Source organism: Amycolatopsis sp. NPDC114478 (assembly GCF_055633805.1).
This window is the reverse complement of record NZ_JBVKDO010000045.1, coordinates 24,001-35,109: the sequence shown is the minus strand read 5'-3', so window position 1 is coordinate 35,109 and position 11,109 is coordinate 24,001. Positions and strand designations below refer to the sequence as shown.

The window sequence follows — 11,109 nt, the reverse complement described above, 5'->3', positions numbered from 1 at the left end:
ACGTTGATCAAGGCCGTCGAGGACTTCCTGAAGGGCCCGGAGGTCCTGCGTGACGGCGGGGTCGAGGCGATGCAGGAGATCCGCCGCATCCGCGATGCCTACCCCGAGACCAAGCGCTACAAGGCGACCGACGTCCCGGGTATCGCGTCCAACGACATCGGCATCATCAACTGCGCGCCACCGCCGAGCCGGACCCTCGTCGTCCTCCTCAAGCGGATCCTCGACCAGACCACCGGCCGCCACCGGTTCGGTCTGGGCGCGGTGCCGGCCGACGAGGCCCACTGGTGGCACACGTCGCTGTTCTCGACCGTGGTCGTCACCGACGCGAACCAGGAGGGCGTCCGCGTCCGCTCGTACGACCGCGCCAAGACCCTCGACCTGGCCAAACGCGGCATCCGGGTGGTCCAGCGGCTGCGCCGGGAGGGCGCGGCGGTGCAGGAGCGGTACCAGCGCGCCATGCCGGAGCTGACCTCGCGCGAGAACTGGAAGCGTCTCTACGGCCTCTGATCGCCCGCTCATCTGAGCAGTGACCGAAAACTCCGAAGATTCCCCTGGACGCCAGACTGCGCCACAGGCCGGGGAGGCCATAGGGTTTCGGCATGAAGGTCGGCCTGCTCACCCGGGAATACCCGCCGGAGGTCTACGGCGGCGCCGGAGTTCACGTGGAGTTCCTCGCCCGGGAGTTGCGGCCGCTGGTCGACCTCGACGTGCACTGCTGGGGCGCGGACCGCCCCGACGCCACCGGGCACACGGACCCCCACGGCTACCGCCAGCCCGCGTTCACGACCATGGACATCGCCGTGTCCATGGCGAACGCCCTCGAGGGACACGACCTCGCGCACAGCCACACCTGGTACGCGAACCTGGCCGGGCACCTGGCGAAGATGACGCACGGCATCCCGCACGTCGTCACCGCGCACTCGCTGGAGCCGCTGCGGCCGTGGAAGGCCGAGCAGCTCGGCGGCGGCTACCGCGTTTCGTCGTGGATCGAGCGCGAGGCCTACGAAGCCGCGGACGCGATCATCGCGGTCAGCGGCGGCATGCGCCGCGACGTCCTCGCCGCATACCCGGCGGTGCCGCCGGAGCGCGTGCACGTGATCCACAACGGCATCGACACCACGCTCTACCGCCCCGACCCCGGCACCGACGCGCTGGCCAAGCACGGCATCGACCCCGACCGGCCGTACGTGCTGTTCGTCGGCCGGATCACCCGCCAGAAGGGCGTCCCGCACCTGGTGCGCGCGGCCGCGTCGCTCGACCCCGGCGTCCAGCTCGTGCTGTGCGCGGGCGGTGCGGACACCCCCGAGCTCGACGCGGAGTTCCGCGGGCTGGTCGCCGACCTGGAGAAGACCCGCACCGGCGTCCGCTGGATCCCGGAGATGCTGCCGCGGAACGAGGTCGTGCAGCTGCTCACCCACGCCGCGGTGTTCGCGTGCCCGTCGGTCTACGAGCCGCTGGGCATCGTGAACCTGGAGGCGATGGCCTGCGGCACGCCGGTGGTGGCCAGCGACGTCGGCGGCATCCCGGAGGTCGTCGACGACGGCCGCACCGGGCTGCTCGTGCACTACGACGAACAGGACGTGCAAGGGTTCGAGGCGGGCCTGGCCGCCGCGCTGAACGAGGTGGTGGGCTCCCCGGACCGGGCGGCCGCGATGGGTACCGCCGGCCGCGAGCGCGCGGTCGGCGAGTTCGGCTGGAAGGCGATCGCCGAGCGGACGGTCGCCCTCTACGAAGCGTGCGGGAGGTCGTCGTGAACACTGGAGCCGACGTGCTGGGCATCGTGCTCGCGGGGGGCGAGGGCAAGCGGCTGATGCCGCTGACCGCCGACCGCGCGAAACCGGCCGTGCCCTTCGGCGGCGTGCACCGCCTCGTCGACTTCGTGCTGTCGAACATGGTGCACGGCGGATTCCGGCGGCTGTGCGTGCTGACGCAGTACAAGTCGCACTCGCTCGACCGGCACATCTCGACGACGTGGCGCCTGTCGTCGCTGACCGGCGAGTACGTGACGCCGGTGCCGGCGCAGCAGCGGCTGGGCCCGCGCTGGTACCAGGGCAGCGCCGACGCCATCCACCAGAGCCTCAACCTGGTCTACGACGAGGATCCCGAGTACATCGCGGTCTTCGGCGCGGACAACATCTACCGGATGGACCCGCGGCAGATGCTGGAGTCCCACATCTCCTCGGGCGCCGGCGTCACGGTGGCCGGGATCCGGGTGCCGCGGGCGGAGGCGAGCTCGTTCGGCGTCATCCGGACCACCGACGGCCTGATGATCGACGCGTTCATGGAGAAGCCGGACGACCCGCCGGGCCTGCCGGACTCCCCCGAGGAGTCGTACGTGTCGATGGGCAACTACATCTTCACGACGAAGGTGATGCTCGAGGCGCTGCACGCGGACGCGGAGAACGCGGCGTCGCACCACGACATGGGCCGCGACATCATCCCGGCGCTGGTGAAGTCGGGCGAGGCGGCGGTGTACGACTTCAACGGCAACGTGGTGCCCGGCGAGACCGAGCGCGACCACGGCTACTGGCGCGACGTCGGGACGATCGACAGTTACTACGACGCGCACACCGACCTGATCTCGACGCACCCGATCTTCAACCTCTACAACCGGAAGTGGCCGATCCTGGCGCACCCGGGCCAGCGGGCGGCGGCGAAGTTCGTCGAGGGCGGCTCGGCGAACCAGTCGATCGTGAGCAACGGCTGCATCATCTCGGGCGCGCAGGTGGTGGACTCGGTGCTGTCCCCGGACGTGCTGGTGGAGCAGGGCGCGGTGGTGCAGGGGTCGGTGCTGCTGGACGGGGCCCGGGTGGGCCGCGGCGCGGTGGTGCGGCGGGCGATCCTGGACAAGAACGTCGTGGTCCCACCGGGGGCGCACATCGGGGTGGACCTGGCCCGGGACCGCGGGCACTACCACGTGAGCGAAGGCGGGATCGTGGTGCTGGGCAAGGGAGAACGCGCGATCTGAGCCGCCGGGCCGCCCCGGGCGCGAGTCGCTCGCGGCGGCGGTCCTCCGTGGACTGCCGGGCTCAGGAGCGGGCGGCCGCCGACAGGCGTTCGACCACCTGGCGCGGGTCGATGCCCCAGCGCTCGGCCAGCTCGGAAATCGTGGCGCCCGCCGCGTACTCCGCGGCGATCATGCTGTTCACGACGCCTGCCACGTTCCACTCCTCGGCCACCGGTGCGAGTGCACCGGACATGCTACATGTTCCCTGCGAACGTCGAACAACGTGCCACAGGTCAGCGTGGGAAGCCCCCGCCGGCGAAGCCGCACGCGATCGCCGCCGCCAGGAACAGCGTCGCCAGCACCGCCGCCCACACCACACCCATCGCCGCGGCCAGGTACACCTGGGCCGCCGACGCCGCCGCGTACGCCACGGCCAGGCCGCGCCACGCCCACCCCTCCCGCCCCCGGTTCCGCCGAACGCTATTCACCGCCCCGTTTTGTCCGGCTCCCCCGGGGGATTGTTCGTATTGGCCCGCGCGCGCGTGGCGCTGAACACGGCGTCGAAGATCGGCGTCGGTTCCCCGTCGTCACGCTTCGGCCGCTCGTCCCCCGGACTGCGCTTTTCCTCTCCCACGCGCCCAGTTTCTGCGACGGCGGCCGATTTCGCGCGGGCAACACCGAAAATCGCCCGGCCGGGGGATCACCCGTGCGACCTCCGTTTTCGGGCGTTTTCCGCCCGGCGGGGAATAAGCGGGTGGCACACGCTGCGGATTTACCGTGAGCTCATTTCCGGCGCGCCGGGAATAACCCGGGGTACCCCGGGATTGCACCGGGCATGAAAGCAGTCGTCTACCGCCGCCACGGCGGACCCGAGGAGCTGTCGCTGTCGGAGCGGGCCGTCGCGGACCCCGGGCCCGGCGAGGTCCGCGTCCGGATCGTCGTGTCCGCGGTCAACCCCACCGACTGGAAGGCCCGGCTCGGCCGCGGCGCCGAGGCCGGGACCGAAACGCCGGACACCGTGCCCAACCAGGACGGCGCGGGCGTCGTCGACGCGGTGGGCCCGGACGTCACCGGCTTCTCCCCCGGCGACCGCGTGTGGCTGATCCTCGCCGGCACCCACGGGCCGGCAGCCGGCACCGCGCAGGAATACACGGTCCTCCCGGCCGCGCAGGTGGTCCCGCTGCCCGAAGGCGCCGGTTTTGACGAAGGCGCCGGGTTCGGCGTCCCCGGCCTGACCGCGCACCGGGCGCTGACGGTCGCCGAAGACGGGCCCGCCCGGCTCGCGCCCGGCGCCCTCGACGGCCGGACGGTGCTGGTCAGCGGCGGGGCCGGCGCGGTCGGCAACGCCACCATCCAGCTCGGCCGCTGGGCCGGCGCCACGGTGATCGCCACGGTCAGCAGCGACGAGAAGGCCGCCCTCGCCCGCGCGGCCGGCGCCCAGCACGTGCTGCGCTACCCCGATCCCGAGCTGGCCACCCGGATCCGCGAGGTCGCGCCGGACGGCGTCGACCTGGTCGTCGAGGTGGCGGCCGGGGTAAACGCGCAGCTGCACACCGAGGTGCTGCGCCCGCGCGGCACGGTCGCGGTCTACGGCAACGACCGCGGCGGGGCGACCCTCACCCTGGACTTCGGTGCGAACCTGTGGCTCAACACGCGGTACCAGTTCCTCGTGCTCTACACGGTCGGCGCGGACAAGCTGCGGGCCGCCGCGGAAGACCTCACGGCGGCGCTGGCCGATGGCGCGCTGCGACTCGGCGAGGACCGCGGGGTGCCGGTGCACCGCTTCCCCCTGGAAGAGACCGCGAAGGCGCACATCGCGTCCGAAGAGGGCGCGACCGGGAAGGTGCTGATCGACGTCACCCCGGCGGAGTGACCAGCGCCTGAAGCAGGTCCGGGAGCGTGACGCCGTCGTCGTCGCGGTGCTCGCGCCAGCGGCCGAACAGCTCGCGCACGGCGTCGAGCAACGCCGGTGACAACCCGGTGTCGGCGCAGGTTTCCGCGATTTCGGCCATCTCGCCCTCCCACCGCCACGCCCGCCGTCCGGCGGAGGCGATCCCGTCCGGCGCGCCCAGCGGGGTCGCCGGCAGCACGTCGGCGGCGAGCTCCCGCAGCTCGCCGCCGACGCCGTGGTGCTCGGCCAGCGCGTACGACTGGGCGGCGAGCGCGTAGGTGAGCTTGTTGTAGGCGGCGAAAGCGAGCTTGAGCGCCGACGCGCGGCCGACCGGGCCGGGCAGCACGACGGGCCGCAGGTGGGTGCCCTCGAACAGGCTCGCCAGCCGCGTGACGGCGGCCTCAGGGCCGGACAGGTAGAGCCGGCTGGTCCCGGCCGACCGCGGTGGCGGGCCGACGATCCCGCCGTCGGCGACGGTCGCCGTCCCGTCGAAGAGCGCTTCGACCTCCTCGGCGTGCCGCGGGCTGATGGCGTTCGCGTCGAGGTAGACGCCCTCGAACCCGGTGGCGGCCACCTCGCGGGCGACGTCGAGCGCGGCGGCGGGCGGGCAGACGCTGAGCACGACGTCGCACCCGGCCAGCGCGGCGACGTCGGGCACCTCGGTCAGCCCGGCGTCTTCGGCGCGGCGGCGAGTCGCGGGACCGCGCCCGGCCGAGACCCAGGAAACCGGGGTCCCGGCGCGGGTGAGCACGGCCCCGACGGCGGCGCCCATCGCGCCGGGGTGCAGCAGTCCGACCGGCGTCACGGCGGCTCCTTTCGCGGGAGCCTCCATGATCGCGCAGGCTGTGCTAGACGCGCAGGCCGCGGCGCAGGGCGTCGACCTCGTCGGCGAACATCCGGCGCGAGATCGCCGCCGTCTCCACCATGCCCGACCCGTGGAACGTGCCCGGGTAGTGCCGCAGCTCGGTCGCCACGCCGGCGTGCGCGAGGCGTTGCGCGTAGGCAATTCCCTCGTCCCGCAACGGGTCGAACTGGCACGTCGTGACGAACGCGGGCGGCAGCCCGGCCAGGTCCTCCGCGCGGGCCGGGGCCGCGTACGGCGAAACGCCCTCGCCGCCCGGTTCCGCGTCGAGGTAGCTGGTCCAGCTGAACACCGCGTTCGGCCGGTTCCACAGCGGCGTGTCGGTGTAGGCCCGCATCGACGGCGTGCCGAGCCGGTCGTCCAGCTCCGGGATGCCGAGGTACTGGAAGCACAGCGCCGGGCCGCCGCGGTCGCGCGCCAGCAGCGCCACCGCCGCCGACAGGCCGCCGCCCGCGCTTTCGCCGCCCACCCCGAGCCGGGCCGGGTCGATGCCCAGCTCCGCCGCCTTGGCCTCGACCCACTGCAGGGCCGCGTAGCAGTCTTCGACCGGCGCCGGGAACGGGTGCTCGGGCGCCAGCCGGTAGTCGACCGACACGATCACGACGCCGAGCTCGTCGACCAGCCGCAGCAGCGACGCGTGGAACATGTCCAGGTCACCGAGGACGAACCCGCCGCCGTGGATGTAGAGCAGGCCGGGCACCGCGCCGGTGCGGTTCGCCGGGGAGTAGACGCGCACCGGGACCTCCGGCGCGTCGGACGGCCCGGGCACGGTCGTGTCGCGGACGTCGACGGGGTTCACCGGCTCGTAGGCCGGCAGGACGTCGCCCAGCTCGCTCATCGAGGAGCGCGCGGCGACCAGGGCGTCGTAGTCGGTCAGGGTCACGCCCGGCAGCATGTCCAGCCAGGGCAGCAGCTCGGGATCGATCGCGTAGGTCATGGGACCGATCTTCGGCCGCCCGGGGCGCTCCCGGCCACCGCCACGCGGCGGGCGTTGCGGGTGCGGACCTCGCCATCCGGCGGCGGGCGCGCCTATCGTGACGGCATGAAAGGGCTGCTGCTGCGGCTGTCCGGGCTCGACGCCGACGCCGAGAACGCCGTGCGGGTGATCGGGTTCTTCGACCGCCTGATCACCGGCCGGGCCGGCCTGGACGCGCTCGTGCGCAGCACGGCCGAGCTCGCCGGCTGCCGCGTCGGCGTCCACGCGCCGGGCCAGGGGATGTCGCTGCGGGCGGACCCGGGCGGGACCGTCGCGACGCCGGGCACGGCTCCCGCCGGGGCGGCGGTTCGCCGGCTCGACGGCGGCGTCGAGGTGTGGGTGGCCCGCGACGGCGCGGCCCTGCCGCTCGACGACATGCTGCTCGAACGGTTCGCGATCGCCACCGCCGTCCTGCTGGAGCAGAACGGCGTGCCGCGGCCCGAGCTCGGCGACCCGGCGCTCGTCGAGCTGGTGCTGTCCGGCGACGCGGGCACGGCCGAGCGGTCGCGGGCCCTGCACCTGCTCGGCATCGCGCCGTCGGCCCGGCTGCGTGTGCTGGCGGGCACCGGCGTCGAGGGGCTGGTGGGGCGGTCGGCTCAGCTGGGCGGCGTGCGCGCGATCCTGGCCGAGGCGGTCCCGGACCCGTTCCCGGACGGCGGCCGGGCGGGCCTCGGACCGGAGCTGCCCGCCCTCGACGCGGCCCGCTCGTGGGCGGCCGCCCGGACGGCGCTGCGGTTCACTTCGGACACCGAGCCGGTGGTGTGGTGGGAGCGGCTGGGCAGCCTCGGCGCGCTCGGTTCGCTGCTCGGCGACCCGGCCCTGGACGACCTGCCGGACGTCCGCGCCCTCGACCGGCTCGCGGCCGAACCCCACGGCGCCGACACGCTCTCGGCGCTCGACGCGTTGTGCGCGACGGGGTCGGCTCGCAAGGCCGCGGCGGTCCTGCACCGCCACCACAGCACGATGCCGCCCCGGCTGGCCCGGGCCGAAGCCGTCCTCGGCTTCGAGGTCGACTCCCCCGCCGGCCGGTTCCGGTTGCACCTCGCGCTGATGCTGAAACGGTGGCGGGACAACAGCGCCGTCAGCTGACCGTCCCTTGTGGACGGCCGTCGGTCATCAGGTCCAGCAGCGTCCGCAGCGCGCGGCTCGGCGGCTTCGCGGCCGACGTGACGACGTTCAGCGGCCAGTCCAGGCCCGCGCCGGACAGCGGCAGCACGACGACGTCCGGATGAGCGGGCGCGGGCATGTCCGGGACGACCGCGACGCCCAGCCCGGCCGCGACGTACCCGGACACGGTGCGCAGGTCGGCGACCTCGACGGTGACGCGACGCGGCGACCCGAGCGCGTCGAAGGCGCGGTCCAGGGCGACCCGGTTGCCGAAGCCGCGCGGGGTGTCGATGAAGGACTCGCCGGCGAGGTCCGCGAGCCGCACCGCGCGGCGGCCCGCCAGCCGGTGGGTCTCCGGCAGCAGCACCACGAACGGCCGGGTGTCGACGCGCAGGACGTCGAGCCCCGCGAGGTCGGACTCGGGCAGACCCACCACCGCGACGTCGAGCCGGCCTTGGCGGACCTCTTCGGCCAGCCCCGTCGAGCCGGTGAGCGACACCGTGACGTGGATGTCCACCCGCGGGTGCCGCCGGTGGAACGCCCCGAGCAGCCCGGGCAGGTCCACCCCGCCGATCGAGGTGAGCGTGCCGATCCGCAGGCTGCCGCGCAGGCCCTCCGACGCCTCCTGGACGGTCGCGCGGGCGCGTTCGAGCGCCTCGATCGCGCTCTTCGCCTCGGGCAGGAACGCCGCGCCGGCCGCCGACAGCGCGACCCGGCGGGTGGACCGGTCGAACAGCTTGGCGCCGAGCTCGGTCTCCAGGGCGCGGACGGCGGCGGACACCGTCGACTGGACCGCGAACATCCGCTGGGCGGCCCGGGTGAAGCTCAGTTCCTCGGCCACGGCGACGAAGTACTCGAGCTGACGCGTCTCCATTCATCGATCTTAGCGATAACTGTGGCCAGGACTTTTCGTTGGACTTGCTGAGTCGGCGGGGACATCGTGGAGGTCGGAAGATCCCCGGCGTCCTGGAAGGTCCCGATGTCCGTCACCCTCGCTCCCGCCCGGCTCCGGATGAGCCACGGCTGGGGCTTTCGCGTCGTCGCGGTCGCGTTCGCGACGGCGCTCGCGTTCTCGACCGTCCCGACCCCGCTGTACGCGCTTTACCAGCAGCGGGACGGGTTTCCGGCGTTCCTCGTCACCGTCGTCTTCGCCGCGTACGCGGTCGGCGTGATGCTGAGCCTGTACCTGGCCGGGCACGTCAGCGACTGGCTCGGCCGCCGTCGCGTGCTCGTCGCGGGGCTGCTGGCCGAGGCACTCGCGGCCGCGCTGTTCCTGCTGTGGCCGGAGGTCCCCGGGCTGATCGTCTCGCGGCTGGTGAGCGGCGCCGGGATCGGGGTGGTCACGGCGACCGCCACCGCGCACCTGTCCGAGCTGCGCACGCAGGCCCGGCCCGGCCTCGCCGCGACGGTGGTCAACGCCGGCGGCCTGGCGCTGGGTCCCCTGGTCGGCGGGCTGTTCGCGCGGTTCGCGGACCAGCCGCTGCACACGCCGTTCGCGGTGTTCCTGGTGGTGCTGCTCGGGGAAGCGGTCGTGGTGAGCCTCGTGCCGGAGACCGTCGAACGCCGCGAAGAGCGTCCGGCGTACCGGCCGCAGCGGCTGTCGCTGCCGGCCGCGGCCCGGTCCGAGTTCGCCGGGGCGGCGATCGGCGCGTTCGCGGCGTTCGCGCTCAGCGGGCTGTTCATGGCCCTCGCCCCGACGCTGCTGGCGCACGAGCTGCACGAGCCGTCCCGCCTGCTCGCCGGGCTGGCGCCGTTCACGATGCTGAGCAGCGCGGCGCTCGCGCAGATCGGGCTGGCGCGCCTGCGCACGCGGTCCCAGCTGCGGGCAGGGTACGCGCTGATGGGCGCCGGTCTGGTGTTGCTGGCCTTCGCGGGATCGTTGCCGCTGTTCTTCGCCGCGAGCGCGCTCGCCGGGGCGGGATTCGGGCTGGGGTTCCGCGCGGCGGTCGGCACGGTAGCGGCCCTGGCCGACGACCTCACCCGGGGCGAGGTCTTGGCAGCGTTGTTCCTGGCTGCGTACGCGGGCTTGGTGCTACCGGTGCTGCTGATCGGGCTGGCGATGCTGGTGGCGCCCGGGTCGGTGGTGCTGGCCGGGTTCGCGGTGCTGGAGCTGGGTTTGCTCGGCTGGTCGGCCCGCCGCACCCTTGGGCGCGCGTAGCTGCGGTGCGGGTTCGGGGCGGCCGCTTTGTTCGGGTCGCCGGTGCCGTGGGCATCGCACCGGCGGCGCATTGCGGCCGGCTGTGCCCAGCCATTCGGCCGCGCTCGTCGCTTCCGCGGGCATCGCGCCGACAGCCGCCTCGCGACCGGCTCTGGCCAGCCGATCCGCTCCGCCCGCCTCTCCCGCGGCCATCGCACCGGCAGCCGACCCCGCTCGGCCGATCGGCTCCGCCCGCCCCTTCTCCGGGCATAGAGTCGGCGGATGACCGCTGCAGCCGCGCCGCCGATCGTCACCGGGGTGGATGGGTCGGCCGAATCCCTGGACGCCGTCCGGTGGGCCGCGCGGACCGCCTGTCTGCGGGACGCGCCCCTGGAGATCGTGCACGCCCTCGATGTCCCCGCGCTGCTCGCCGGCGGCGTCGTGCCGCCACCGGAGGAAATGGTCGACGCGCTGCGGGCCCGGGGGCGGCGGGCGCTGCGGACCGCGCGGGAACTCGCTGCTGCGCAAGGCGTCGCGGACGCCGTCACCCGGCTCGACCCCGACCGCGCCGCCCAGGCCCTGATCGGGGCGTCGCGTGCTGCTTCCCTGCTCGTCGTCGGCTCCGCCGGGCACGGCAGGCTGACCAGCCTGCTCGCCGGCTCCGTCGCCGCCGCGCTCGGGACGCACGCCCGCTGCGACACCGTCGTCGTCCGTGGGGACAGCTGGGACGAGCCCGGCGCGGGTGACCGTCCCGTGGTCACCGGGATCGACGGCAGCGAAGCCGGTACGCGGGTGCTCGCGGCGGCCGTCGCCGAAGCGCGCGCCCGCCGCGCTCCCCTGGTCGTCCTGCACGCCTGGGCGGACACCCCGCCGCCGCGGCCGGACCCGCGGTGCGTCGACGACGCCGGGCAGCGGCTGCTCGGCGAGCGGCTCCACGACCACGACACCGGCGACGTGGCCGTCGAGCAGGTCGTCGTGCACGCCCACCCGCGGCGCGAGCTGGTCGAGCGCAGCGGGGCCGCCCAGCTGGTCGTCGTCGGGGACCGCGGCCGCGGCGGCTTCCCCGGGCTGCTGCTCGGCTCGACCGGCCAGGCGCTGCTGCACCACGCGGCGTGCCCGGTGCTGCTCGTCCGCACCGCCCGGTGAGCGGAACCGCGACTGAAGCGGCCCGCGGCAGGATGGCGGGGAC

General features: G+C 74.3%; 11 protein-coding genes and 1 pseudogene. 7 read left to right on the top strand and 5 right to left on the bottom strand.

Translation table 11 applies throughout. The annotated features are described in order from the left end of the window. From ACZ7OH_RS51140 to glgC, 3 genes and pseudogenes are all read left to right on the top strand, one after another. A pseudogene (locus ACZ7OH_RS51140) lies at nt 1–507 on the top strand (glycosyltransferase); the annotation flags it as partial. 92 nt (nt 508–599) lie between these two features. After that, nucleotides 600–1,754, top strand: a complete 1,155-nt coding sequence (gene glgA / locus ACZ7OH_RS51135) for a glycogen synthase (RefSeq protein ID WP_470287599.1) — start codon at nt 600–602, stop codon at nt 1,752–1,754. After that, nucleotides 1,751–2,968: a glucose-1-phosphate adenylyltransferase gene (glgC, locus tag ACZ7OH_RS51130; RefSeq protein WP_470287598.1), complete on the top strand. Its 1,218-nt coding sequence runs from the start codon at nt 1,751–1,753 to the stop codon at nt 2,966–2,968. Before glgA ends, glgC begins: the two co-directional genes overlap by 4 nt. 61 nt (nt 2,969–3,029) lie before the next feature. Here the strand turns inward: glgC and ACZ7OH_RS51125 are convergent, their stop codons facing one another. Together ACZ7OH_RS51125 and ACZ7OH_RS51120 are read right to left on the bottom strand one after the other, a co-directional pair. Then, the gene (locus ACZ7OH_RS51125; protein ID WP_470287597.1) at nt 3,030–3,200 is read right to left on the bottom strand and encodes a hypothetical protein; all 171 of its coding nucleotides are present in this window, start codon (nt 3,198–3,200) and stop codon (nt 3,030–3,032) included. A 40-nt stretch (nt 3,201–3,240) separates the two neighbouring features. After that, a complete protein-coding gene (locus ACZ7OH_RS51120; protein WP_470287596.1) occupies nt 3,241–3,435 on the bottom strand; it encodes a hypothetical protein in 195 nt (64 codons plus the stop codon). 347 nt (nt 3,436–3,782) lie between these two features. Between ACZ7OH_RS51120 and ACZ7OH_RS51115 the strand changes: the two genes are divergently transcribed. Beyond that, a complete protein-coding gene (locus ACZ7OH_RS51115; RefSeq protein ID WP_470287595.1) occupies nt 3,783–4,820 on the top strand; it encodes an NADPH:quinone reductase in 1,038 nt (345 codons plus the stop codon). On the opposite strand, the gene ACZ7OH_RS51110 is transcribed toward ACZ7OH_RS51115, so the two are convergent. Then, entirely contained in the window at nt 4,804–5,643 is an 840-nt protein-coding gene (locus tag ACZ7OH_RS51110; protein WP_470287594.1) for a DUF1932 domain-containing protein, read from the bottom strand. The two genes, ACZ7OH_RS51115 and ACZ7OH_RS51110, sit on opposite strands and share 17 nt — an antisense overlap. A 43-nt stretch (nt 5,644–5,686) precedes the next feature. Next, on the bottom strand, nt 5,687–6,637 hold the full coding sequence (locus ACZ7OH_RS51105; RefSeq protein WP_400906338.1) for an alpha/beta hydrolase: 951 nt from the start codon (nt 6,635–6,637) through the stop codon (nt 5,687–5,689). A 105-nt stretch (nt 6,638–6,742) separates the two neighbouring features. On the opposite strand from ACZ7OH_RS51105, the gene ACZ7OH_RS51100 reads away from it, so the two are divergent. Then, nucleotides 6,743–7,765 (top strand): helix-turn-helix domain-containing protein, encoded by a 1,023-nt coding sequence (locus ACZ7OH_RS51100; protein ID WP_470287593.1) that lies wholly within the window; start codon nt 6,743–6,745, stop codon nt 7,763–7,765. Here ACZ7OH_RS51100 and ACZ7OH_RS51095 read toward each other — a convergent pair. Then, nucleotides 7,758–8,657: a LysR family transcriptional regulator gene (locus ACZ7OH_RS51095; RefSeq protein ID WP_470287592.1), complete on the bottom strand. Its 900-nt coding sequence runs from the start codon at nt 8,655–8,657 to the stop codon at nt 7,758–7,760. The two genes, ACZ7OH_RS51100 and ACZ7OH_RS51095, sit on opposite strands and share 8 nt — an antisense overlap. A gap of 105 nt (nt 8,658–8,762) precedes the next feature. On the opposite strand from ACZ7OH_RS51095, the gene ACZ7OH_RS51090 reads away from it, so the two are divergent. Together ACZ7OH_RS51090 and ACZ7OH_RS51085 are read left to right on the top strand one after the other, a co-directional pair. Continuing rightward, on the top strand, nt 8,763–9,941 hold the full coding sequence (locus ACZ7OH_RS51090; protein ID WP_470287591.1) for an MFS transporter: 1,179 nt from the start codon (nt 8,763–8,765) through the stop codon (nt 9,939–9,941). Between the two features lie 261 nt (nt 9,942–10,202). Then, the gene (locus ACZ7OH_RS51085) at nt 10,203–11,066 is read left to right on the top strand and encodes a universal stress protein (protein ID WP_470287590.1); all 864 of its coding nucleotides are present in this window, start codon (nt 10,203–10,205) and stop codon (nt 11,064–11,066) included. Nucleotides 11,067–11,109: the final 43 nt, after the last annotated feature.

Bases quoted from the DNA above. Each gene is read 5' to 3' on its own strand.
- glgA (WP_470287599.1), top strand. From the start codon at position 600: ATGAAGGTCGGCCTGCTCACCCGGGAATACCCGCCGGAGGTCTACGGC.
- ACZ7OH_RS51125 (WP_470287597.1), bottom strand. From the start codon at position 3,200: ATGTCCGGTGCACTCGCACCGGTGGCCGAGGAGTGGAACGTGGCAGGC.
- ACZ7OH_RS51115 (WP_470287595.1), top strand. From the start codon at position 3,783: ATGAAAGCAGTCGTCTACCGCCGCCACGGCGGACCCGAGGAGCTGTCG.
- ACZ7OH_RS51105 (WP_400906338.1), bottom strand. From the start codon at position 6,637: ATGACCTACGCGATCGATCCCGAGCTGCTGCCCTGGCTGGACATGCTG.
- ACZ7OH_RS51100 (WP_470287593.1), top strand. From the start codon at position 6,743: ATGAAAGGGCTGCTGCTGCGGCTGTCCGGGCTCGACGCCGACGCCGAG.
- ACZ7OH_RS51095 (WP_470287592.1), bottom strand. From the start codon at position 8,657: ATGGAGACGCGTCAGCTCGAGTACTTCGTCGCCGTGGCCGAGGAACTG.
- ACZ7OH_RS51090 (WP_470287591.1), top strand. From the start codon at position 8,763: ATGTCCGTCACCCTCGCTCCCGCCCGGCTCCGGATGAGCCACGGCTGG.
- ACZ7OH_RS51085 (WP_470287590.1), top strand. From the start codon at position 10,203: ATGACCGCTGCAGCCGCGCCGCCGATCGTCACCGGGGTGGATGGGTCG.